The organism is Saccharothrix lopnurensis (assembly GCF_042658445.1).
Lineage (GTDB): Bacteria > Actinomycetota > Actinomycetes > Mycobacteriales > Pseudonocardiaceae > Actinosynnema > Actinosynnema lopnurensis.
The window spans coordinates 1-22,745 of sequence record NZ_JBHSQO010000070.1; the positions used below are offsets into that span (position 1 = coordinate 1).

Here is a 22,745-nt window from a genome sequence, read left to right on the forward strand (position 1 = left end):
GGTGGGCTGGGGAAGAGGGGGCTGGGGGGCGGCTGAGGTGGGGGTGGGGGCGGGGGTGGGGACAGGGGCGGGAGTGGGAGGAGGGGTGGGGCGTTCTTCGTCCAGGGGGTCCAGGAGGGGGGTTACTTCGTGCAGGGCGGTGCGGACCGCGTGGAGTTGCTGGGAGAGGCGGTTGCGCAGTTGCTTGAGGGCGTCCACCTGGGTGGTCGCCTGGCTGACGCGGCGGTTCGACTCCTCGGTGGCCTCGCGCACGCGGCGGTTCGCCTCGTCGGTCGCCTCCTGGACGCGCGCGGTGGCCTCGCTGATCGAGTCGTGCCGCCGGCGGTTGGCCTCCTCGGTGGCCTCGCGGACCAGCCGCTGCGCCTCGGCGCTCGACGCCGCCGCCTCCTGGTTGACCTGCGCCCGCACGCGCGAGGCTTCCTCGGCCGCCTCCCGCACGCGCCGCTCGGCCTCGGCCTTGGACGCCGCCTCCTGCTCGGCGAGGGTCTTCATCGACTCGACCCGGCGGGCCGCCATCGCGATCTCGAAGTCCTCCTCGATCGTGGTGCGGCGCTGGAGCGACTCCTCGTCCAGCCGGGCCGCCGCCTCGCGCGCCTCGCCCACGATCCGCTCGGCCTCGCCCCGGGCCCTCTCCAGCACGCCCCGGTGCTCGGCCTCCATCTCGGTGCGGCGCTGGTCCAGCTCGGCGAGCAGCTTCTCGTAGCGGTTGCGCAGGGCCGCCGCGTCGGACTCGGCCTTGGCGCGGATGTGCCCGCCCTCGGCCTCGGCCCGCGCCTTGATCTCGTTCGCCTCGTCCTGGGCGAGCCGCAACATGCGCTGGAGGCGCTCGCTCAGGCCCTCCAGCGTGGTCGGCGGCAGCGACAGCCGCTCCACCTGGCCGCGCAGCTCGGCGATCTCGGAGCGGGCGGCTTCCAGCTGGCGGGCGAGGTCGTTGGTCTGCGACACCGCCGCGTCGCGGTCGGCGGCGAGCAGGCGCAGGTCCGACTCCAGGCGCTCCAGGTGGTCCTCGACCTGGGCGCGGTCGTACCCGCGCTTGACGATGTCGAAGCCGGATCCCAGGGGGACGAGGTCACGGTCGTCGGCGAGGCCCATGGCGTGCACGCTACCCGCTCCCGGTGCGCGGCGGGCACCTGCCGGCCGCGCACCGGGGACCTCGTCACCCGGAACGCCTCAGACGCCCCGGAACCGGTTGATCCCGGACAGGTGACGCTCCCTCGTGGCCCGGTCCCGGACGCCCAGCCCCTCGGTCGGGGCGAGCGCCAGCACGCCGACCTTGCCCTGGTGCGCGTTGCGGTGCACGTCGTGCGCGGCCTGGCCGGTGTCCTCCAACGAGTACACCTTGGACAGTGTCGGGTGGATCTTCCCCTTCGCGACCAACCGGTTGGCCTCCCACGCCTCGCGGTAGTTGGCGAAGTGCGAGCCGACGATCCGCTTGAGGTGCATCCACAGGTACCGGTTGTCGTACTGGTGCAGGTAACCGCTGGTGGAAGCGCAGGTCACGATGGTGCCGCCCTTGCGCGCCACGTAGACCGACGCGCCGAAGGTCTCCCGGCCCGGGTGCTCGAACACGATGTCGGGGTCCTCGCCGCCGGTCAGCTCGCGGATCTTCGCGCCGAGCCGCTTCCACTCCGAGACGTCCTGCTCGTGCTCGTCCTTCCAGAACCGGTAGCCCTCGGCGCTGCGGTCGATGATCAGCTCCGCGCCCATCCGGCGGCAGATCTCGGCCTTCTCCGGGGACGACACGACGCACACCGGGGTGGCCCCGCCGCCCAGCGCGAACTGCGTGGCGTAGGAGCCGAGGCCGCCGGAGGCGCCCCAGACGAGGACGGTGTCGCCCTGCTTCATGTTCGCCCCGTTGGGCGACACCAGCTGCCGGTAGGCGGTGGAGTTCACCAGACCGGGGGACGCCGCCTCCTCCCACGTGAGGTGGTCGGGCATGGGCATCAGCTGGTTGGACTTGACCAGCGCGACCTCGGCCAGGCCGCCGTAGTTGGTCTCGAAGCCCCAGATGCGCTGCTGCGGGTCGAGCATGGTGTCCGCGTGCCCGTCGGGGTGCTCCAGCTGCACGTCCAGGCAGTGCGCGACGACCCGGTCACCCGGCTTCCAGGCGTTCACGCCGGCCCCGGTGCGCAGCACGACGCCCGCCAGGTCGGAGCCGACCACGTGGTAGGGCCGGTCGTGCCGGCCGCCGTACTTCTTGAGGAACGCGAACGTCGGCACCGGCTCGAAGATCGAGGTCCACACGGTGTTGTAGTTGATCGCGCTGGCCATCACGGCCACCAGCGCCTCACCCGGCCCGAGTTCGGGCGTGGGGACCTCGTCGACGTGCAGGGACTTGCGCGGGTCCTTGTCCTTGGTCGCGAGACCCTCGAACATGCCGACCTCGTCGGCGTGCACCGTCACGCCCCGGTAGCTCTCCGGCACCGGGAGCGATCCGATGGCCTCCAGTTCGTCGGCGAGGATGGCATCGAGGATCTTCTGCACGGCGTTCCCTCCCTATTCGGGGGCAAGGGGGATGTGGCGCTTGGAGCACCTGTCCACGCGGGTTGCCGGAGGTTACCCACGGGTAACCGATTCAGATGTCGGAGCTGTGAGCCACCGCACGCGACTTTCCCCCGATGGGTGGCAGGCAGGAGAGGGGTGCTGGGCAGGGACGCCGGGAACGCTGGGCAGGGATGCCGGGGACGCTGGGCAGGAGTGCCGGGGACGCCGGGGACGGCGCGCCGGTGGCTCCGCCGGGCGTCAGTGGCCGGTGGGCGGTTCCACCAGTTCGACCAGCACGCCGCCCGCGTCCTTGGGGTGCACGAAGTTCACCCGGCTGCCCGCCGTGCCCCGCATGGGCGCGTCGTACAGCAGCCGGAGGCCCCGGGCCCGCAGCGCGACGGTCGCCGCGTCCACATCGGACACCCGGTAGGCCAGCTGCTGGAGGCCGGGGCCGAACCGGCCGAGGAACTTCGCGATGGTCGACTCCGGGGTCAGCGGCGCCAGCAGCTGGACCGCGGCGCCCGCGCCGTCGTCGCCGGGGGCGCGCAGCATCGCCTCCCGCACGCCCTGCTCCTCGTTGACCTCCTCGTGCGCCAGTTCCAGCCCGAAGTGCTCGCGGTGGAACGCCACCGCGGCGTCGAGGTCGGGCACGGCGATGCCCACGTGGTCGATGGCGGTGACGAAATCCCGGAGTTCTTCCATGTCCGGGACGGTAACCGCCGAATCGGTGCAGGTGCCGCTGTGCGGCGTCTCACAAGGCTACCGTCGGGTAACCCTGGGTATCGTGGCGTGTTAACAACCGCTTACACCCGCTGTGGAGGCCGCTGTGTCCGGTTCCGTCATCGTCGCCGGGGCCCGTACCCCGATGGGGCGACTGCTCGGATCGCTGAAGGACTTCTCCGGCGCCCAACTCGGCGGCGTCGCCATCAGGGCGGCGCTGGAGCGGGCCGGGGTGGCGCCCGAGCAGGTCCAGTACGTGATCATGGGCCAGGTGCTGACGGCGGGCGCGGGCCAGATCCCGGCGCGCCAGGCCGCGGTGCACGCCGGCATCCCGATGACGGTGCCCGCGTTGACCATCAACAAGGTCTGCCTGTCCGGCATCGACGCCATCGCGCTGGCCGACCAGCTCATCCGCGCGGGCGAGTTCGACGTGGTGGTCGCGGGCGGCCAGGAGTCGATGACCCAGGCGCCGCACCTGCTGCCCAAGTCGCGCGGCGGGTTCAAGTACGGCGACGTCACCATGCTCGACCACATGGCCAACGACGGCCTGTTCTGCGCCTTCGACCAGGTCGCGATGGGCACCTCCACCGAGAAGCACAACGCCCGGTACGGCCTGACCCGCGAGGAGCAGGACGCGTTCGCCGCCCGCTCCCACCGGCTGGCCGCCGCGGCGGCGGAGAACGGCGTGTTCGACGAGGAGATCGCGCCCGTGGCCGTCCCGCAGCGCAAGGGCGACCCGGTGCTGTTCCGCACCGACGAGGGCGTGCGCGCGGACACCACGGTCGAGGCGCTGGCCCGGCTGCGCCCGGCGTTCGCCGCCGACGGCACCATCACCGCGGGCTCGGCCTCGCAGATCTCCGACGGCGCGGCGGCCGTGGTCGTGATGAGCAAGGCCAAGGCCGAGGAGCTGGGCCTGACCTGGCTGGCCGAGATCGGCGCGCACGGCGTGGTCGCCGGCCCGGACGCGAGCCTGCACGAGCAGCCCGCGAACGCGATCAAGGCCGCCTGCGCCAAGGAGGGCCTCGACCCGGCCGACCTTGACCTGGTCGAGATCAACGAGGCGTTCGCCGCGGTCGGCGTCGTCTCCACCCGGGAGCTCGGCCTCGCCGAGGACCGGGTCAACGTCAACGGCGGCGCGATCGCCCTGGGTCACCCGATCGGCATGTCGGGCGCCCGGATCGCGCTGCACCTCGCCCTGGAGCTCAAGCGCCGCGGCGGCGGCGTGGGCGCGGCGGCCCTGTGCGGCGGCGGCGGCCAGGGCGACGCCCTGATCATCCGTGTGCCCCGCGCCTAGGAATGCCTAAGGTCTGGGGATGTGGAACGGACCGTTGACGTAGCCGAGCTGGTCGACCGCGCGCGCGCCGGACAACCGCGCGCGGTCGCCAGGTTGATCTCCCTGGTCGAGGACGCGAGCCCGCGGCTGCGGGAGGTGGCCGCGGCGCTCACCCCGTACTGCGGCAACGCCAGGGTCGTCGGCCTGACCGGGCCGCCCGGCGTGGGCAAGTCCACCTCGACCTCGGCCCTGGTGCGCGCCTACCGGGAGCGCGGGGCGAGGGTCGGCGTGCTGGCGGTCGACCCGTCCTCGCCGTTCTCCGGCGGCGCGCTGCTCGGCGACCGGGTGCGGATGGGCGAGCACGCCACCGACCCGGGCGTGTTCATCCGCTCCATGGCCACCCGCGGCCACCTGGGCGGCCTGTCCTGGGCCACCCCGCAGGCGCTGCGCGTGCTCGACGCGGCGGGCTGCGACGTGGTGCTGGTCGAGACGGTCGGCGTGGGCCAGTCCGAGGTCGAGGTGGTGTCGCTGGCCGACACCACGGTGGTGCTGCTCGCGCCCGGCATGGGCGACGGCGTGCAGGCCGCCAAGGCGGGCGTGCTGGAGATCGCCGACGTGTTCGTGGTGAACAAGGCCGACCGCGACGGCGCCGACCAGACCGCGCGCGACCTCAAGCACATGATCTCCCTGGGCCGCCGGGACCGCGAGGGCGGTCTGTGGCGGCCCCCCGTGGTGAAGGCGGTGGCCTCGCGCGGCGAGGGCGTGGCCGAGGTGGTGGACGAGATCGAGAACCACCACGCGTGGCTGGTCGAGCGAGGTGAGCTGGGGCGCCGCCGCACCGCCCGCGCCGCCCGCGAGGTCGAGGCCATCGCGCTGGAGCGGGTGCGGTCCCGGATCGGGGGGCTGCGCGGCGGCACCGCGCTGGAGGCCCTGGCCGGGCGGGTCGTGGTGGGGGAGCTGGACCCCTACGCCGCGGCCGATCGGCTGGTCGAGGGGGTGGGCGGGTGAACGCCGGCGCTCAGGGCGCCGCGGTCGAGCCCGCGTGGGCCTCGTGCTGGGCCACCGCCTTCGGCCACAGCACCTCCAGCTCGTCCCGGGTGAGCACCAGCCCGTAGACGTCGGCCAGCGCGGCGGACCAGGCGGCGGGCGAGTCCAGCAGGGTCCTGGTCGTGGTCCCCGCCACCCGCGACAGGGTCAGCGCCCGCAGCACGTCCCACCCGCGGCCGTCCGCCCGCAGCACGCCGAACGTCCGCACGAACCCCGACTCCGGCGACGTGGACAGGTGCTCGTGCCGGTCGGTGAAGTGGTCCAGGTCGACCACGTCCGGCGCGAAGTCCATGCACGCGAAGCTGCCGCGCCGGTCGTGGGTCAGCCGCCACCCGCCCGGCGCCACCGGCGACGGCGCGAGCCCGAAGGTGAACGGGCCCTGCCGGTGCAGGCCCTCCACCAGCGGCAACGGCGAGTGCAGGCCGTCGCCCAGACCCACGTCCACCAGCCACGCGTGCGGCGAGTCGGGCAGGTCGCGCACGGTCAGCGCCAGGTGGTTGCGGTTGATGCCCACGGGCTGGTCGGGCGTCATCTGCACCCCGCCCGGGTGCCTGGTCACGGTGTAGCCCAGCGCGCCCAGCAGCTCGGCGAAGGCCCCGTTGAGCTGGAAGCAGTACCCGCCGCGCCCGGCCAGCACCCGCGCCACCGAGCTCGCCGGGTCGATCGGGGCGACCCGGCCCAGCTGGATCTCCACCGCCTCGTACGGCACGCGCTCCGCGAAGGCCCGGTGCAGCCTGGTCAGCGCCTCGGCGCCCGGTGGCTCCGCGCCGGTCAGGCCGAGCCTGCGCAGGAACGCCGGCACGTCCGGCAGCACCCTTCGGACCATCGGGACATCCCCCATGTGCAATCCCTCGTTCGGGTAGGTCGTGGAAGCCGGGACTTCCGACTCTAGGCAAGGACGATCACGCGGCAGACCGTTTTACCCCGGCCACCGGTGGAACAGAGAGGTGCCATGTACGACGCCGCCGGCTTTCAGGTCCTGTCCCGCGACGAGTGCCTGCGCCTGCTCGGTTCGACCGCCGTCGGCCGCCTCGTCTACACCGATCGGGCACTCCCGGTCGTTCACCCGGTCGTGTATGTGCTGGACGGGGAGTCGGTGGTGCTGCGCGTGCCCGAGGGCAGCGCGATGCTCGTCGCCCGGAACACGATCGTGGCGTTCCAGATCGACGAGGTGGTCCCCGACCTCTCCAAGGGGTGGTCGGTGATGGGCGTCGGGCACGTCGTGGAGGTCGAGGACGAGTGCCGGCTCGTCCACCTGCGCCGGCTGCCGCTGCCCTCCCGGGGCTGGGGCAACCACGACCACTACCTGGTGGTGGAACTCGAGGTGATCTCGGGTCGTCGCATCCCGTAGCGGGAGGCGTTACTCTCTTGACCCCCCGCCCTAGGTGGTTTCGCGTGCCCGGATCCCCGGACGACAACGCGGTGCGGCTGGACGGCCTGCTGCGCGAGCTGACCGACCGCACCGCCGAGGTGGTCTTCTCGCAGGAGCGCCTGCACCGGCTGCTCGCCGCGGTCGTGTCCCTGGCCAGCGACCTGTCGCTGCCGGACGTGCTGCGGCGCATCGTCGAGTCGTCGTGCGAGCTGATCGGCGCGCGCTACGGCGCGCTGGCCGTGGTCGGCCCGAACCGGCAGCTGCTGGAGTTCACCCACGGCGGGGGCCACCACAGCGCGTTCGACGTGCCCGACCCCGTCGGGTCCGGTGACGAGACCGCGTTCGACCCGTCCTCGCCCCACTTCCTCGGCGTCCCGGTGCACGTGCGCGGCGAGGTGTTCGGCAACCTCTACCTCACCGACAAGGAGAACGGCAGCGACTTCACCCGCGCCGACCAGGAGGCCGTGCTGGCGGTGGCCGCCGCGGCGGGCATCGCGATCGAGAACGCCCGCCTCTACGAGCAGTCGCGACAGCGGGAGGTGTGGCTGCGGGCGTCCAACGAGGTGACGAACGCGCTGCTCACCGGCACCCCCGACCGGGACGCGCTGCGCCTGGTCGCGGTGCGGGCGCGGCTGGCCGCCGACGGCGTGGCCGCGCTGCTGGCGCTGCCGGACCTCCAGGGCGAGCTGGCCGTGCGGGTGATGGACGGCGAGCTGCGCGGGTTCGACCCGTCGCGCGAGGTCGGCGAGGTGTTCGACACCGGCCGGGCCAGGGTGTTCGCCGGCCTGCCCGACCACGGCGACCGCATCGGGCCCGCGCTGGCCGTGCCGCTGGCCGCGGGCGAGCGGGTGCTGGGCGTGCTGCTGGTGGCGCGGGCGCCCGACCGGGTCGGGTTCGACGACCCGGACGTGGCGCTGGTCGAGTCGTTCGCGCGCCAGGCCGCGCTGATCCTGGAGTTCACCCGGGCCACCGGCGCGGGGCGGCGGCTGGCCGTGCTGGAGGACCGCGACCGCATCGCCCGCGACCTGCACGACCTGGTCGTGCAGCGGCTGTTCGGCCTGGGCCTGGGGCTCCAGGGCCTCAACGGGCTGGTCGAGCAGCCGCTGGTGGCGCAGCGGCTGGCGGACTTCGTCACCGAGGTCGACCAGACCATCCGGGAGATCCGGCGGACCATCTTCTCGTTGCAGGAACCGCCCGCGGGCGCGGCCGACCTGCGGGCCCGGCTGCTCAAGGTCGTGCAGGACTCGGCCCGGCTGCTCGGGTTCGAGCCCGCGCTGGCCCTGGACGGGCCGGTCGACTCCGTGGTGCCCGACCACCTGCGCCCGGACCTGCTGGCCACGCTGCGCGAGGCGCTGGCCAACGCGGCCCGGCACGCGGGGGCGAGCCGGGTCGAGGTGGAGGTCGCGGTGGACCGCGCGGCGACGTCGTTGCGGCTGGTCGTGCGGGACGACGGCACGGGCCTGCCGGTCGGCCGCGCCCGGCACCCCGGCGGGATGGCCAACATGGTGGCGCGGGCCGAGCGGTGGAACGGCGGCTGCGAAGTTCACTCGGAAGAGGGACGTGGTGTAACAGTGACGTGGTCCGTGCCGTTGGTGTCCGGGTAGGGGAGGCGCGATGACCATTTCGGTGCTGCTCGTCGACGACCACGAGATCGTCCGGCGCGGGCTCCAGCAGCTGCTCGCCGTCGAGTCCGACATCGAGGTCGTCGGCGAGGCGGAGAACGCGGCCGCGGCCGTGACCGCCGCGGCGACCCACCGGCCGGACGTGGCGGTGATCGACGTGCGGCTGCCCGACGGCGACGGGGTCACGGTGTGCCGCGAGATCCGGTCGACGGTCCAGCCGCCGCCCGCGTGCCTGATGCTGACCTCGTACTCCGACGACGAGGCGCTGTTCGGCGCGATCATGGCGGGCGCGGCCGGGTACATGCTCAAGCAGGTCTCGGGCAACGACCTGGTCTCGGCCATCCGCACGCTCGCGGCGGGCGGGTCGCTGCTGCACTCGGGCGTGACCGCGACGGTGCTCCAGCGGCTGCGGGGCGGGGCGGTGGAGGACCCGCGCTACGCGGCGCTGAGCCCGCAGGAGCGGCGGATACTCGACCTGATCGCCGAGGGCCTGACCAACCGGCAGATCGCCAACCGGCTGTACCTGGCGGAGAAGACGGTCAAGAACTACGTGTCCTCGCTGCTGCACAAGCTCGGCTTCGACCGGCGGACCGAGGCCGGGGTGTACGCGGCTCGGCGGCGGCAGGGCGGCGGGTCGGCTTACTGAGCGGGTGGGTCGGTGTGCCGGGTGGGTCGGTGTGCCGGGGCCCGGTCGCGTGGGGCGACCGGGCCCCGTGGTTCACCGGCGGGTCACAGCGGCCAGCCCAGCGGGGTCGGCGCCACCTGCGCGGCGGTGGGCGCCGTCGGGTCGGGCAGCGGGACGCCCGGACACGTCGACTCGGTCGGCGGCACCACCCCGTCGACGATGAACGCCTCGACCACGTCGTCCACGCACGCGTTGCCGAAGGCGTAGACGCCGTGGTCGCCCTCGTCGGTCACGGTCAGCAGCCGCGAGCCGGCGAAGTTCCGGTGCGCCCGCTGCGCGCCCTCCAGCGGTGTGGCCGGGTCGCGCACCGACTGCACCATCAGCACCGGCGGCACGCCCCGGCCGGTCGGCTTCCTCAGGTTCAGCGCCGGCCGGTCCCAGGACGCGCACGGCGCGGCGACCTGGTAGTAGCCGAACAGCGGGTACTGCCGGCCCAGGCGCTCGGCCTCCAGCGCCAGCGTGGTCCGGTTGTGCCGGAACCGCGTGTCGTTGCACAGGACGGCGTAGAGCGTCCCGTTCGCGGCGTCCGGGTACTGGGCGACGGCGGTCGCCGCGGCGGCCGGTGCCGTGCGCGCGTCCGCGGCGGTGGCCTGCGCCAGGGCGGCGAGGAAGTCCGCGGCCTGCGGGAACATCTGCTTGCTGTACTGGGACTGGACCAGCACCAGGTCCAGCAGCGTGGCGTCGACCACGCCGCCGCCCCCCGGCACCGGCAGCGGTGCGGCGGCCAGCTTCGCCCGGGTCGTCTCGTACGCCTGCCGCACCTGCTCCGCGGTGGTGCCCAGGTGGTAGAGGCCGTCGTAGCGCGCGACCCACGGCAGGAAGTCGGTGCGGAAGCGGCGCTCGAAGCCGAAGCCGAAGTTGTCGAAGATGTCCTGCCAGGTGCTGGTGAAGTCGACGTTCGAGTCCAGCACGAACCTGTCCACCCGCTCCGGGAAGTAGGTGGCGTAGTAGGCGCCCATCCAGCTGCCGCCGGAGTACCCGATCCAGTTGATCTTCTCCCGGCCCAGCAGGTGCCGCAGCAGGTCCAGGTCGCGGACGGTCTGCTCGGTGTTGACGAGCTTCCCGAACTCGCCCGAGCGGACCTGGCAGGCGGTGGCCTGGAGCTCGGCGGCGTCGTAGATCAGTTTTGTGTTGGCCCGGCGCCGGTCGCGCACGTCGGTGATGGTCAGGAAGTCGAACCCGCCGCAGGTGGTGTTGCCGCTCGCACCCGTGCCGCGCACGTCGATGCCGATGACCTCCATGCTGCCGACGAGCTTCGCCCGGCCCGCGAACAACCCGGGCAGGCCCCGCCCGGCCCCGCCCGGACCGCCCGGGTTGGTCAGCACGCTGCCCCGGGCCGGTCCGCCCTCGGGCTTGAGCCGGCTCACCGCGATGGTGACCGCCCGCCCGTCGGCCGGCGTGCGCCAGTCCATTGGCGTGGTGAACGTGCCGCACTCCAGGCCCTGGAGCTCGGGCTCGGCGCACGGCGCCCAGGCGATGGCCTGGTCCAGGTGCGGGTTGGGTTCGGCGGCCCGCGCGATCCCCGGCGCACCCGCGGTGAGCAGGAGCGCGGACACGGCCACGGCCAGTTTTCCTCGCATCTATCCCCCTCCGATCGAGGGCTCCACCCCACCGCTTGCGTACTGTTGTGGACTAGGGCGGAACGGTGTTGTTCGGCACTACGAAAGTCTTGGTTTGGTCGGGCGCGGAGGGAAGTAAGGTCGCTGGGGTGGGGATTTTCCGGAGGAAGCGACCTGCCGCGGTCGCCCGCGAGGTGGTGCGCGACCACACCTACGACGACGCGATCCTGGACATCGCCGCGGAGGAGATGGACGCGGGCCACCTGAGGGCCGCCACGACCGTGCTGGCGGAGTGCCGCGAGGAGCCCGAGATCCGCGCGCTGCGCGCCGAGGTGCTGGGTGAGCACGCCATCGGTCACGCGGACGAGCTGCTGGAGCTGGCCAAGGGCAACACCGACCCCGACCTGTGGCTGCTGGCCGGCACCGCGTTCGTCCGGGAGGCGTGGGCCATCCGCGGTTCCGGGCGGGCGGAGACCGTCGGCAAGGACCGCTTCAAGGTCTTCTTCAGCACCCTGCGCAAGGCCGTCGGCCCGCTGCACGAGGCCGCCAAGCTCCTGCCGCGCGACGCCGTGCCGTGGGCGCAGCTCCAGACCGCCGGCCTGGGGCTCCAGGTGGACCGGGAGCAGAAGGACGAGGTGTGGCGCGAGGTCGTGGCCCGCTGCTCGACGCTGTACCCGGCGCACTGGACGCGGTTGCAGATCCTGGCCGCGAAGTGGGGCGGGTCGGCGGAGGAGATGATGGCGTTCGCGCACGGCAGCGTGGACGCCGCGCCCCAGGGCGACCCGGTGGTGGCGATGCTGCCGCTGGCCCACTTCGAGATCTTCCTGGAGCAGTTCGAGGACGCCGTGCAGTCGCGCAGCGCGCTCAAGATCGCGGGCCTGAAGATGCGCTACTTCAGCCGGCACCGGGACGAGATCGCCACCGCGGCGGACAAGTGGGAGGCCGACAGCCGCCGTCCGGTGAAGGGCAGGCCCCACCCGCGGTCGCTCCAGGCGCACAACCTGTTCGCGGCGGCGTTCGCGCTGGCCGACGACGCGCCGCGGGCCAAGCGGCACCTGCTGGGGATGCGCGACCACGTGCACGAGGTGCCGTGGGCGTACGTCGCCTACCTGGCCGACGACCTGGAGAAGGAGTACTCGGAGCTGGCGAACAAGTACCTGTGACGCGCCGGTGGTGAGTCGAGCGCGACGACCTCACCGGTGGTGCGCGGTGAACGACGCACCGCGCAACGCCTCCACACTCCCGTACCGCTTCACCAACTCCCGCGCCTGCAACAGGGGTGAGCCCACGTCAGCTCCCGAGGCTCGACACCCTCGGCGGCCGGCACCGGACGGCGACCACGTCGCCGGTCACCACGACCTCGCCGGCCGCGTGCGGCACGACGACCGTGCTGCCCCGGCGCAGCGCGACGGGCCCGATCGTGCCCGCCCCCTCCAGCACCACGAGCACGGCGAACGAGGGCTCCAGCGCCGCCGTGCCCGACACGTGCAGCCGGTCGGCGCGGAAGAACGGGGCGGCACCGGGCACCAGCAGGTCCACGGACTCGCCGGTGAGGGCCCTGGTGCGCCGCACCAGGTCGTCCACGGCCTGGGCGCGGCGCTCCACGCAGGCCAGCGCCCTGTCGTAGCCCAGGCCCAGGTGCCCGGCCTCGGGGCCGGCCAGGAACCCCTGCCACTCCAGCGTGATGGAGAAGTCCGTGGGCTGCTGGAGCTCCACGATGAACACGCCCTCGCCGATCGCGTGCGGCACGCCCGCGGGCACGAACACCGCGTCGCCGGGGGAGACCCGCACCGGGTTGAGCGCCGCCAGCATCGCGGCCGAGTCCTGGCCCGACACCCACCCCGCGACCACCTCCGGGGACACGTCCTCGCGGAAACCCAGGTACACCGTGGGTTCCGGGCCGGACGTGCCGATGACCACCCACGCCTCGGTCTTGCCGTGCCGGCAGCCGAAGTGCCGGGCGGCGAAGTCGTTGGACGGGTGGCAGTGCACGGGCAGCCGCTGGCCGGCGTCGAGCAGCTTCACCAGCAGCGCGGTGTCCGCGCCGAACTCGGCCACGTGCTCCGGCCCGAGCCACGCCACGGGGTCGGCGGTCACCGCGTCGCGCAGCAGGCGCCCGTCGGGCAGCCGGGACAGCCCGGCCTCCTCCGCGCCGAACTGCGTGGTGATCGACGCGACCCAGTCCTCGGGCCCGTTCTCCGCGACGTCCGCGTCCCGCAGCGCCGCGATCGCCGGCCCGCCGCGGTAGAACTGGCGCGGCTGGTTGGCGGGCAGCGCGACGGGCTCGTTGTCGGAACTCATGATGCGGGCACCTCTCCTGATCCACGGGCCACCAAGCGCACCGGCAGCACGACGCGGCGCGGCGGTGAGCCGTCGCCGTCCAGCCGGGCGAAGAGCAGGTCCGCCGCCGCCTTGCCGAGCGCGCTCGCGTCGTGCGCGATCACGGTCACCGGCGGTGACAGCAGGTCGGCCAGCTCGAAGTCGTCGAAGCCCACCAGGGCCGGCCGCGCCGACGAGCCGGCCAGCGCGCGCAGGGCGTGCACGGTGATCCGGTTGTTGCCGGTCACCACCGCGGTCGCCGGGTCGGCCAGGTCCCGCAGGCCGGCCAGGGCCCGGCGCACCGAGTCCTCGTCGTGCGGGCCCATGACCACCAGCGACTCGTGGTAGCCGATGCCCGCCCGCGCGCAGCCCTCGCGGTAGCCGCGCAGGCGCTCGTTGGCGGTGAAGATGTCCGGCGAGTCCCCGAGGAACGCGATCCGGCGGTGCCCGGAGGAGGCCAGGTGCGCCACCGCCTCGACCGTGCCGCCGACGTTGTCCACCAGCACGGTGTCCACCACCACGTCGCCCGCCGGCCGGTCCAGGAACACCACCGGCGTCCCGGCGCGCATCTCCGGCACCAGGTACCCGTGCTGCAACCCGGCGGGCACGACCAGCAGCCCGTCGACCCGGCGCGAGCAGAACTCCAGCGCCAGCTCGCGCTCGCGCGCCGGGTCCTCGTCCGACGACCCGGTGATCACCTGCCGGCCGCGCAGCCGGGCGATCTCCTCGACCGCGCGCGTGACGCCGGAGTAGAAGGGGTTGGCCACGTCCTCCAGCACCAGCCCGATGGTGCCGGTGGACGAACCGCGCCGCAGGTTGCGCGCGCTGAGGTTGCGCCGGAAGCCCAGCTGGTCGATCGCCGCCAGCACCCGCTCGGCCGTCGCCGGGTGCACGCCCGCCTCGTCGTTCACCACGCGGGAGACGGTCTTGATGCTCACGCCCGCCAGGCGTGCCACGTCGTTCATCGTGGCGCGCCTGACCTTGCGCGCGCCTGCCGCACCGGTCGGGGACAACGTTGTCATAGTGCGCGAATTCCACACCCCGTGTTCACGGATGTCAACGGCCGGCCTTGTCCCGAAACGGACAACAGTCAGGCCCCGGGGTTGACGCCGCCCCGGCACGCTCCGCCATCATGCGATTACGCGTGGTTCGTGGACAGCGTTGTCAACGAGGAGGCGGCTCGTGCGGACAGCCCCCGGTCGACCTCCCGGCGGGGCTGCGGACCTGCCGCCGTCGTTCGACAATCGGATCGTGGCCACGACCCCGTACCGCGACAGCACCCGCGGCGAGTCCGAGCAGAGGGAGGTCCACGTGTTCGCGACCGTGCCCGCAGCGCCGGCACCGGGCAGGCGGGTGCGGTCGGTGACGCCGCCCGCCGCCACCTCCTCCGCGTTCGCCGTGGCGGTGGCCTGACGTGGACCCCGTCGAGCGCGTCAACACGTTCATCGGCACCAAGGACGACGGGAACACGTTCCCCGGCGCGTCGATGCCGTTCGGCCTGGCGCACTCCAGCCCGATCGGCTCGCACTACTCGGGCTACCAGTACGACGACCCGGTGATCCGCGGTTTCGGGCATTTCTTCCTGTCCGGCGCGGGCTGCGGCGAGCAGGGCGGCCTGGTGTCGATCCTGCCCGCCACCGGACTGCCCGGCTCCTACGACCACCGCCGCTACGGCGCGGCCTACGCGCACGAGGGCGAGATCGGCAAACCCGGCCACTACCGGGTGGTGCTGCGGTCCGGCATCACCGTCGACACCACCGCGACCACGCGCACCGGCGTGGAGCGCTTCACGTTCCCCGCGGGCACCACGCCGCACGTGCTGGTGAACGTGGGCCAGGCCAACGACCGGGAGCCGGTGTTCGCCAGCAGCGTCCGGGTGGTGGACGACCGGACGCTGGCGGGCACCGTCGTGGCGCAGGCGTTCTGCGGCGGCGGGCCCTACGCGACCTGGTTCACCACGACGTTCGACCGCCCGTTCGCCCGGACCGGGAACTGGGGCGGCGCCGAGGGCGGTCAGGGGCTGCGCGGGCAGTGGGCGCGGTTCGCCGGCGACGGCCCGGTGACCGCCGTGACGGCCCTGTCGCACGTGGACGCCGAGGGCGCGACCGGGAACCTGGCCGAGGCGCGCGGCCGGTCGTTCGACGAGCTGCGCGCCGCCGCCCAGGACGCCTGGCGGCGCGAACTGGGCTGCGTCGAGGTCGACGCGCTCACCGCCGAGGACCTGACCGTCTTCTACACCGCGCTGTACCACGTGCTGCTGCAACCGCTGACCGGCAACGACCTCGACGGCCGGTACCGGGGCTTCGACGACCGGGTGCACCACGCCGACGGCTGGACCTACCACGAGTTCTACTCGCTCTGGGACACCTACCGCTCCCACAACCAGCTGCTGGCCCTGCTGCGGCCGGAGCGGGCGCGGGACGTGGCGCGGTCCGTGCTGGCGATCGAGGAGCAGGGCGGCTGGCTGCCCCGCTGGGCCTACGCCAACCAGGAGACCAACACCATGACGGGTGACCCGGTCACCCCGTTCCTGGTGGACCTGTGGCGGTTCGGCGCGCTGGAGGGCCTGGAGGAGCGGGCGTACCGGGCGCTGTGGCGCAACGCCACGGAGGTGCCGCCCGCCGCGTCGCCGTTCGCGGGCCGCGCCGGCAACCCGGGCTACCTGACCTCGGGTTTCGTGGCGTACGACCGGGACTTCCCGAAGAAGGGCCAGGACGCCGACCCGCACCACGGCGCGTCGGCCACCCTGGAGTACGCGCTGGCGGACGCCTCGCTGTCGATCATGGCGGCGGCGCTGGGGCACGAGGAGGACGCCGCGGCGCTGCGGCGGCGCGGCCTGAGCCACCGCTCCCTGTGGGACCCCCTCATCGCCGACCGCGGCTTCACCGGCTTCCCGCGCCCCCGCCTGCGCGACGGCTCGTGGCTGGCGCCGTTCAGCGCGCGCGGTCCGGACGGCTTCCACGAGGGCACCGCCTGGCAGTACCAGTGGTTGGCGCAGCAGGACGTGGCGTGGCTGGTCGAGCGGCTGGGCGGGCGGGAGGCGGCGCTGGCCCGGCTGGACGACTTCTTCGCCTACGCGGACCTGGTCACGGACCCGGAGGGGACCGCGCGCGGCAAGTGGGTCGTCGGCCCGTACGACTACTACGACGAGTTCCGCTACAACCCGAACAACGAGCCCGACCTGCACGCGCCGTGGATGTACGCGCTCGTCGGCGCGCCGTGGCGGACCTCGGCGGTGGTGCGGGCGGCGCAGACGCTGTTCGTCGACGCGCCCAACGGGGTGACCGGGAACGACGACCTGGGCACGATGTCGGCGTGGTACGTGTTCAGCGCGTTGGGGCTGTACCCGGTGGTGCCGGGGACGGGGCAGTTCGTGCTCAACGCGCCTCGGTTCGGGCGGGCGGTGGTGCACCTGGAGGACGGGCGGGACTTCGTCGTGACGGCGGCCGGCGCCGATCCGTCGCGGTTGCAGTACACGCGGTCGTTGAGGGTGGACGGGGTGGCGCGCGAGCGGGTGTGGGTGGAGCTGGAGGAGTTGCGCGGCGGGGTCGTGGTGGAGCACGAGTTGACCGGTGACGCGGGTGAGGCGACCTGGGGGACCGGGCCGGGGGCCGCGCCGCCTTCGCCGCTGGGGTGAGCGTGGTCAGCGGTTCGCCACGACCGTGCAGTGGCGGAGGGTTCGGACCAGTTTCGAGGCCAGGGTCCAGCGGATCGCGGGGTCGTCGAAGGCGACCGGTTCGCTCGTGACGGGGGCGGGGGAGCGAGGTCCCTCGCGGTAGTGGGTCCCGTCGACCCCGTGGATCGGGTGTTCGCGGGCGCGGATGATCAGGTGGCCTTCTGCGCGCAGGGCGGGGCAGGTGCGGGTTGCCGTGTGTGCGCAGGGTAGGCAGAGGGGTGGTTCGGCGACGAGCATTCCCTCGGGCCAGGCTGGCCAGTGTCGGGTGCGGTCGGGGATGAGCCAGAGGGTGCCGTCGTGGTTGTGGTCGGCTGGTCCGGCGCAGACCTGGCACAGGAGTTTGCGCATGGCGCGGCGTTGGCGGTGGACGTGGATCCGGGCGAACCGGGGGGTGCCCCGTCCGGGGTTGGTGGTGGCGCGGTCCCACAGGACGCCCCGGCTGTCGCGGTCGCCGAGGATCTCGTCCTGGTAGGCGATGCCGGCGCCGTTGGGGAGCATCACCAGTGGTGGCTCCTCTGTCGTCTCCTCGCTCCACATGGCGATGTAGGGGACGACGAGGGTACCGACGCGGCTTGGGAATTCCGGAGTTCGTGCTGGTGACATAGTGCTTCGCCTTCGTTTGCCCAATATCGGTGGTGGATCGGGCAGTACGCGGATCAACGTCGGAACCGGTCGAGTCGGCTTGGTGTGCGCCAATCTCCTGGCTTCCACCGACGTGCGGACCGGAGGGCGACCTCGGATTGCCAGCCCCACCTGCAAGACGAGCGTAAGCCGGCATTGCCAGCTTTGGTGCGTTCAAACGGGTGAAAGTCAGCATTGCCAGGTTCTGTCGCCCGATCGAGCGTACGCAGAGGTGACCAAAGCGGTAGGGCAGACTTCGCGACATGGTGGAACCGCTCGATCCGTACGGCGCGCGGCTGGAGTTCGCGAAGCTCGCTCGACGACTTCGTGAGGCTGCCGGGTTCACGCCGGGACGGGCTGAAGCGGAGATGATCTCGACGATCGGCGGCTACGCCTCCGTGCTCTCGAAGGTCGAAACCGCGCAGATAGCGCCGAAGACCGCGCACGTGACGTGGATGCTCACGCGCTACCAGCCCTCAGCCGACGACGCGGGCCGGCTGGTCGAGTTGGCCGATCAAGCGGCCGGCAGGGCCCAGCCCGTCGCCGCTGGAGTGCAGTCCCGCGAGTACCTCGCCCGCGAACGCCGGGCGACAGTCATCTGGATGATCTACAACGAGATCCCCGGACTTCTCCAGACGTTCGACTTCGCCTTCGCCACCCTGGCGAAGTCGCCGCTCGTCGACCTCAACGACGTGGAGGCGCTCGCGCGGGACCGGGAGCAGCGCGGGGAGCGGATCTTCCGGCCGGATGGTCCGGAAGTGTCGATCGTGCTCGGCGAAGCGGCGCTCGACCGGATGGACGGCGGACCCGACATCGCTGCTCGCCAGATCGAACGGCTCCGGGACATCGCTGAGCTGGAGCGCGTCCGCTTCCGCATCATCCCGGGTTCTGCGGGTGCCGTGACCGGCCTGAGCAACCCCTTCACGCTGCTGCACACGGAGCCTGACGAGTGGCTCGCCTTCGTCGGGCACATCGCGCGGAACGACTACATCAAGCGGGATGTGAGCCGCTTCCGACTCGTCTTCGACGACGCGTGGGAGGCGGCAGCGGACTCGGGAGTTTCGGAGGAGCGAACGCGAGCGATACTTGAAGCTCGGATCGCTGACCTCAGACAACGCTAGGGGGAAGGAACGATGCCAAGCAGGGCCACCTCCCGTTCGGGGTATCGGTGGCGCAAGAGCAGCTACACCAACGGGGGCAACGACCCCCAGTGCGTGGAGTGCGGGTTCGAACCGACCCGCGAGACGGTCGCGATCGGGGACACGAAGCACCGGGGACCGGTGTTGGTCTTCCCCACGAAGTCGTTCCGCGCGTTCATCGACGGGTTCCAGGACGGCTGACCGCGCTACGGGCGGGCATTCGGTTGGTCCGGGGCCTCGTCCCAACCTGGCGGCACCCGGCCGACGACCTCGACGACAGCAGGGAGTAGAGCCATGTGGATGGATGCCGCCGCTCTTCGGGACGCACGGTGGCGCAAGAGCAGCCGGTCCAACACGGGCAACGACGCGCAGTGCGTCGAGTTCGCGTCGGTTGGGATCGGTGCCGCCGTGCGGGACAGCAAGAACGCGGACGGGCCGGCGTTGGTCTTCCCGCCGAGTGCGTTCGGGTCGTTCCTCACCGGGTTGAAGCGCGTCTGACGATCATGCGGGCGGGGTGCCTCGATCAGCTCGGGGTGCCCCGACTCGCGGAAACCCCTCGGGGATCAGCCTTCCCAACGCCGCCAGGTGACCGCCGTCGACCGGTCGCCGTCGGGGTTGTCGCTGCCGGCGGTGATGAACGAGCCGGTCGCGTCGGCGTGGTCGGCGGAGGACCACGGCGGCGACGTCCCGGCACCCGCTGCTCCACCCGGACCAAGGTGAGCACCCCTCGTGACCAGGGTGGCGCGCAGAGCGACGACCGGGGTCGACGAAGGTAGCGATCCCTCGCCACTTAGGTCGATCCGCCCGCGTGCGCCCCTTCGCACGCAATACGGTCCAGCCATGACAGGGGCACGCATCCCGGCAGTCGTGGTGTCGGACATCCGCAAGAGCTACGGCGACCTGAGAGCGGTGGACGGCGTCTCGTTCACCGTCGCGGAGGGGGAGTTCTTCGGCATCCTCGGGCCGAACGGCGCGGGCAAGACCACCACGCTGGAGATCGTCGAGGGACTGCGCCGCGCCGACGCGGGGCGCGTGACGCTGCTCGGCGAGGACCCGTGGCCGCGCAACCCGAAGCTGCTGCCCCGCATCGGCGTGCAGCTCCAGGCGTCCAGCTTCTTCGAGAAGCTGACCGCCCGCGAGCAGCTCCAGACCTTCGGCTCGCTGTACGGCGTGACCTCGCGCCGGGCCGACGAGATGCTGGAGCTGGTCGGCCTCACCGACAAGGCCGAGGTGCGGGAGAACAACCTCTCCGGCGGCCAGCGCCAGCGCCTGTCGATCGCCTGCGCCCTCGTGCACGACCCGGACGTGGTGTTCCTCGACGAACCGACCGCCGCCCTGGACCCGCAGGCCCGCCGCAACCTGTGGGACGTCCTGCGCGCGATCCAGGGGCGGGGCAAGACGATCGTCTACACGACGCACTACCTCGACGAGGCCGAGATCCTGTGCGACCGCGTGGCGATCATGGACCGCGGTCGCGTCCTCGCCATGGACGCGCCCGCCACGCTGGTGCGCGGCCTCGACGCGCCCACCCACGTCGTGCTCCAGAAGGGCGCCCTCACCACCGAGGCCGCCCGCGCCATCTCCGGCGTCGAGGAGGCCCACGAGGACGAGGTCTCGCTGACCATCTCCACCCGCAGACCGGCGCCGGTGCTCTCGGCGCTGGCCGAGCGCGGCACGCTGGACGGGCTCCAGGTGCGGACCGCGACGCTGGAGGACGTGTTCCTCGACCTGACCGGGCGGGAGTACCGCGCGTGACCGCGTTCAAGAGCCTCGCGGCGGCCATGGCCAAGGGCTTCCTGCGGGACCGGATGTCCCTGTTCTTCGTGTTCCTGTTCCCGCTGCTGTTCCTGGTCGTGTTCGGCCTGCTGCTGGGCGACTCCGGCGACGACCGGACCAGGATCGGCGCGGTCGGCGACGGCCCGGTGCTCACCGCCCTGGAGCAGACCGGCGCGCTGGAGCTGGAGCGCTACGACAGCGCCGACGCCGCCCGGCGGCAGGTCGACGACGGGGACCTGCCCGCCGCGGTCGTCGTGGACGGCAACCGGGTGGACCTGGTCTTCGCGGCCACCGACCAGGTCGCCGCGGGCACCGTCGTCGGCATCGTGTCCGGCGCGGTGGACAAGCTCAACCTCGGCGCGGCGAACGTGACGCCGACGTTCACCCTGGAGGCCGAGCCGGTCGAGGACGCCTCGCTCAAGCCCATCCAGTACCTGACGCCCGGCATCCTGTCGTGGGCGGTGTCGTTCTCCGGCGTGTTCGGCGCGGCGCTCACCCTGGTGTCGTGGCGCAAGAAGCAGGTGCTGCGCCGCATCCGGCTCGCCCCGGTCGGCACGACCACCGTGCTCACCTCCCGCATCCTCGTCTCCATCGGCACGGCGCTCGCCCAGGGCGTGGTGTTCGTGGCGGTCGCGATGCTGCCCCTGTTCGGCCTGCGGCTCACCGGCCAGTGGTACCTCGCGCTGCCGCTGCTGGTGCTCGGCACCACGGCGTTCTTCGCGATCGGGATGCTGGTCGGCGCGTTCTGCAAGACCGAGGAGTCCGCGTCCGGCGCGGCGAACCTGATCATCATGCCGATGGCGTTCCTGTCCGGCACGTTCTTCCCGGTGGAGAACGCGCCGGGGTGGCTCCAGGCCGTGTCGAAGACGTTCCCGCTGCGGCACATGAACGACGGGATGCTCGACGTCCTGGTGCGAGGCAAGGGCGTGGAGGCGCTGCTGGTGCCGTCCGCGGTGCTGATCGCCTTCACGCTGGTGGTCGGGTTCATCGCGGCCAGGGTGTTCCGCTGGGAGGACTGAACCCGGCGAACCGGACACCCCGGCGGTCCGGTGAGCGCCGTCACCGGCCACAATGGCGGACATGCTCTCCAGTCCCGTTGGCCGGTTCCGCCTCCTGGCCCTGGCCGAGGCCGTGTCCTGGGCCGGCCTGTTGCTCGGCATGTTCTTCAAGTACGTGGTGGTCGAGAACGAGATCGGCGTGAAGGTCTTCGGGCCCGTCCACGGCGCGGTCTTCGTCGGCTACGTCCTGGTGACGCTGATGATGGCGCAGCAGTGGGACCGCAAGACGCTGTTCTGGGGCCTCGTCGCGGCCGTGCCGCCGTTCGGCACGATCGTGTTCGAGCGGTGGGCCGCGCGCACCGGGCGGCTCGACGGGGTTCAGACCGCCAGGGACTGAGCGCGTTCCCGCTCGGCCTCGGGGTCGCCCTCGTGGTAGACGCGCTCGCTCGGCTCGACGTGGTCCAGGAACTCCTGGTAGACCAGCGCGCCCACGAGGTGCGAGGCCGGGCGGGCGTGCCGCAGGGCCTCGGCCGGGTCGCTGTCGGGGCGGTGCTCCAGCCACGCCCCGACCCAGGCGCGCTCGATCCCGGCCCGGAGCTCCGGCGCCACGAACCCGACCAGCCGGGCCGCGTCCAGCGCCGGGTGGCCCCAGTGCGCGTCGCCCCAGTCGAGCACCACGCCGCCGGAGCGCCAGTTGCCGGGGTGGAAGTCGCCGTGCAGCAGGGTGCGGGGCAGGCCGAAACCGGGCACCTCCACCCCGCGCACCCGCAGCCTCGGGTCCCCGGCCAGGGCCGCCTGCGCGGCGACCCAGCGGGGCACGACCCGATCCACCACCTCGTCGGTGGGGTGCCAGCAGTCGTGGCCGGGGGCCTCGGCCAGCAGGACCCGGCCCGGCTCGGCGGCGAGCAGCACCGGCGCGAGCGCCGGGTCCACCGACGCCACCAGCCGGATCACCTCCGCCTCGTCGGCCATGAACGGCGGGGTGGCCTTCGCCCAGACCGGGCCCCGGTCCGTCGGCAGCCGGTACAGGCACGACAGGTTCCACGTCTTGACCTGCACCGGCCGCCCGGTCGGCCGCACGTGCCGGGAGGCCCAGGCGACCAGTTCCGCCGGTCCGCCCGGTCGCGCCCACGGCAGCCGCAGCGGGTGGTCCGGGAACTCGTGCTCCGCGCCCCGGTCCAGCCCGGCGGGCTCCCGGTCGGCCTCCACCTGGTAGGTCACCACGCCGTCGCGCATGGCGGGCGTGGTCGTGGCGACCAGGCGCAGCACGGCGGTGGTCACGCCGAGCACGCGGTCCAGGTGGGCGGTCACCGGCGCCACGTCGTTCCACCACGGGCTGTCCACGGTGAACGGCTCCGCCGCGCCCACGTACCGCCCGCCGACCGTGATCAAGGCCCTGATCTCGCGCACCCCGGCAGGGTGACCGGTCGACGTGGGAGCCGTCGAGGGGATTT

At 72.9% G+C, this 22,745-nt stretch carries 23 protein-coding genes and 1 pseudogene; 14 read left to right on the forward strand and 10 right to left on the reverse strand.

Annotation, left to right across the window (positions count from 1 at the left end):
• The 3 genes from ACFP3R_RS35760 to mce form a co-directional block, all read right to left on the reverse strand.
• Positions 1–1,092: chromosome segregation protein (locus ACFP3R_RS35760; RefSeq protein ID WP_380643119.1), on the reverse strand; the 1,092-nt coding region annotated here is incomplete at its 3' end.
• Positions 1,093–1,170: 78 nt separating this feature from the next.
• Positions 1,171–2,484: a crotonyl-CoA carboxylase/reductase gene (ccrA, locus tag ACFP3R_RS35765; RefSeq protein ID WP_380643121.1), complete on the reverse strand. Its 1,314-nt coding sequence runs from the start codon at positions 2,482–2,484 to the stop codon at positions 1,171–1,173.
• Between the two features lie 258 nt (positions 2,485–2,742).
• Entirely contained in the window at positions 2,743–3,186 is a 444-nt protein-coding gene (gene mce / locus ACFP3R_RS35770) for a methylmalonyl-CoA epimerase (RefSeq protein WP_380643123.1), read from the reverse strand.
• A 124-nt stretch (positions 3,187–3,310) separates the two neighbouring features.
• On the opposite strand from mce, the gene ACFP3R_RS35775 reads away from it, so the two are divergent.
• Both ACFP3R_RS35775 and meaB read left to right on the forward strand, forming a co-directional pair.
• A complete protein-coding gene (locus ACFP3R_RS35775) occupies positions 3,311–4,498 on the forward strand; it encodes an acetyl-CoA C-acetyltransferase (RefSeq protein WP_380643125.1) in 1,188 nt (395 codons plus the stop codon).
• A 21-nt stretch (positions 4,499–4,519) separates the two neighbouring features.
• Positions 4,520–5,485 carry a methylmalonyl Co-A mutase-associated GTPase MeaB gene (gene meaB, locus ACFP3R_RS35780; RefSeq protein ID WP_380643127.1) on the forward strand — a complete coding sequence of 322 codons (966 nt, stop codon included), beginning with the start codon at positions 4,520–4,522 and terminating at the stop codon, positions 5,483–5,485.
• A gap of 10 nt (positions 5,486–5,495) precedes the next feature.
• On the opposite strand, the gene ACFP3R_RS35785 is transcribed toward meaB, so the two are convergent.
• Positions 5,496–6,350: an arylamine N-acetyltransferase family protein gene (locus ACFP3R_RS35785; protein ID WP_380643129.1), complete on the reverse strand. Its 855-nt coding sequence runs from the start codon at positions 6,348–6,350 to the stop codon at positions 5,496–5,498.
• Positions 6,351–6,458: 108 nt separating this feature from the next.
• Between ACFP3R_RS35785 and ACFP3R_RS35790 the strand changes: the two genes are divergently transcribed.
• The 3 genes from ACFP3R_RS35790 to ACFP3R_RS35800 are packed head-to-tail and all read left to right on the forward strand — an operon-like array spanning position 6,459 to position 9,164.
• On the forward strand, positions 6,459–6,875 hold the full coding sequence (locus ACFP3R_RS35790) for a pyridoxamine 5'-phosphate oxidase family protein (RefSeq protein WP_380643131.1): 417 nt from the start codon (positions 6,459–6,461) through the stop codon (positions 6,873–6,875).
• 44 nt (positions 6,876–6,919) lie between these two features.
• Positions 6,920–8,500: a GAF domain-containing sensor histidine kinase gene (locus ACFP3R_RS35795; protein ID WP_380643133.1), complete on the forward strand. Its 1,581-nt coding sequence runs from the start codon at positions 6,920–6,922 to the stop codon at positions 8,498–8,500.
• Positions 8,501–8,510: 10 nt separating this feature from the next.
• On the forward strand, positions 8,511–9,164 hold the full coding sequence (locus tag ACFP3R_RS35800) for a response regulator (protein ID WP_380643135.1): 654 nt from the start codon (positions 8,511–8,513) through the stop codon (positions 9,162–9,164).
• Between the two features lie 83 nt (positions 9,165–9,247).
• Here the strand turns inward: ACFP3R_RS35800 and ACFP3R_RS35805 are convergent, their stop codons facing one another.
• Positions 9,248–10,783 carry an alpha/beta hydrolase gene (locus ACFP3R_RS35805; protein WP_380643137.1) on the reverse strand — a complete coding sequence of 512 codons (1,536 nt, stop codon included), beginning with the start codon at positions 10,781–10,783 and terminating at the stop codon, positions 9,248–9,250.
• Positions 10,784–10,911: 128 nt separating this feature from the next.
• Here ACFP3R_RS35805 and ACFP3R_RS35810 point away from each other — a divergent pair, with 128 nt between their 5' ends.
• Positions 10,912–11,925, forward strand: a complete 1,014-nt coding sequence (locus ACFP3R_RS35810; protein ID WP_380643139.1) for a hypothetical protein — start codon at positions 10,912–10,914, stop codon at positions 11,923–11,925.
• 42 nt (positions 11,926–11,967) lie between these two features.
• Here ACFP3R_RS35810 and ACFP3R_RS35815 read toward each other — a convergent pair.
• The 3 genes and pseudogenes from ACFP3R_RS35815 to ACFP3R_RS35825 form a co-directional block, all read right to left on the reverse strand.
• Positions 11,968–12,051 (reverse strand): annotated as a pseudogene (locus tag ACFP3R_RS35815) (sugar ABC transporter ATP-binding protein); the annotation flags it as partial.
• 1 nt (position 12,052) lies between these two features.
• Complete coding sequence (locus ACFP3R_RS35820) at positions 12,053–13,063, reverse strand: class I mannose-6-phosphate isomerase (protein WP_380643141.1); 1,011 nt, start codon at positions 13,061–13,063, stop codon at positions 12,053–12,055.
• Positions 13,060–14,046, reverse strand: coding sequence for a LacI family DNA-binding transcriptional regulator (locus ACFP3R_RS35825; RefSeq protein WP_380643142.1), 987 nt, complete (start codon positions 14,044–14,046; stop codon positions 13,060–13,062). The genes ACFP3R_RS35820 and ACFP3R_RS35825 overlap by 4 nt, the downstream gene beginning before the upstream one ends.
• A 286-nt stretch (positions 14,047–14,332) precedes the next feature.
• On the opposite strand from ACFP3R_RS35825, the gene ACFP3R_RS35830 reads away from it, so the two are divergent.
• Together ACFP3R_RS35830 and ACFP3R_RS35835 are read left to right on the forward strand one after the other, a co-directional pair.
• Positions 14,333–14,494 (forward strand): hypothetical protein, encoded by a 162-nt coding sequence (locus ACFP3R_RS35830; RefSeq protein WP_380643144.1) that lies wholly within the window; start codon positions 14,333–14,335, stop codon positions 14,492–14,494.
• 1 nt (position 14,495) lies between these two features.
• The gene (locus ACFP3R_RS35835; protein WP_380643146.1) at positions 14,496–16,718 is read left to right on the forward strand and encodes a GH92 family glycosyl hydrolase; all 2,223 of its coding nucleotides are present in this window, start codon (positions 14,496–14,498) and stop codon (positions 16,716–16,718) included.
• Positions 16,719–16,724: 6 nt separating this feature from the next.
• Here the strand turns inward: ACFP3R_RS35835 and ACFP3R_RS35840 are convergent, their stop codons facing one another.
• A complete protein-coding gene (locus tag ACFP3R_RS35840; protein WP_380643148.1) occupies positions 16,725–17,258 on the reverse strand; it encodes a hypothetical protein in 534 nt (177 codons plus the stop codon).
• A 383-nt stretch (positions 17,259–17,641) separates the two neighbouring features.
• Between ACFP3R_RS35840 and ACFP3R_RS35845 the strand changes: the two genes are divergently transcribed.
• The 6 genes from ACFP3R_RS35845 to ACFP3R_RS35870 all read left to right on the forward strand — a co-directional run bounded on the left by ACFP3R_RS35845 (position 17,642) and on the right by ACFP3R_RS35870 (position 21,688).
• On the forward strand, positions 17,642–18,499 hold the full coding sequence (locus ACFP3R_RS35845; protein WP_380643150.1) for a DUF5753 domain-containing protein: 858 nt from the start codon (positions 17,642–17,644) through the stop codon (positions 18,497–18,499).
• Positions 18,500–18,511: 12 nt separating this feature from the next.
• Positions 18,512–18,718: a DUF397 domain-containing protein gene (locus tag ACFP3R_RS35850; RefSeq protein WP_380643152.1), complete on the forward strand. Its 207-nt coding sequence runs from the start codon at positions 18,512–18,514 to the stop codon at positions 18,716–18,718.
• 93 nt (positions 18,719–18,811) lie between these two features.
• Positions 18,812–19,015: a DUF397 domain-containing protein gene (locus tag ACFP3R_RS35855; protein WP_380643154.1), complete on the forward strand. Its 204-nt coding sequence runs from the start codon at positions 18,812–18,814 to the stop codon at positions 19,013–19,015.
• 342 nt (positions 19,016–19,357) lie between these two features.
• On the forward strand, positions 19,358–20,272 hold the full coding sequence (locus ACFP3R_RS35860; protein WP_380643156.1) for an ABC transporter ATP-binding protein: 915 nt from the start codon (positions 19,358–19,360) through the stop codon (positions 20,270–20,272).
• The gene (locus ACFP3R_RS35865; RefSeq protein WP_380643158.1) at positions 20,269–21,312 is read left to right on the forward strand and encodes an ABC transporter permease; all 1,044 of its coding nucleotides are present in this window, start codon (positions 20,269–20,271) and stop codon (positions 21,310–21,312) included. The genes ACFP3R_RS35860 and ACFP3R_RS35865 overlap by 4 nt, the downstream gene beginning before the upstream one ends.
• Before the next feature lie 61 nt (positions 21,313–21,373).
• Positions 21,374–21,688, forward strand: coding sequence for a DUF3817 domain-containing protein (locus tag ACFP3R_RS35870; RefSeq protein ID WP_380643160.1), 315 nt, complete (start codon positions 21,374–21,376; stop codon positions 21,686–21,688).
• Here ACFP3R_RS35870 and ACFP3R_RS35875 read toward each other — a convergent pair.
• Positions 21,670–22,701, reverse strand: coding sequence for a phosphotransferase (locus ACFP3R_RS35875; protein WP_380643162.1), 1,032 nt, complete (start codon positions 22,699–22,701; stop codon positions 21,670–21,672). The two genes, ACFP3R_RS35870 and ACFP3R_RS35875, sit on opposite strands and share 19 nt — an antisense overlap.
• Positions 22,702–22,745: the final 44 nt, after the last annotated feature.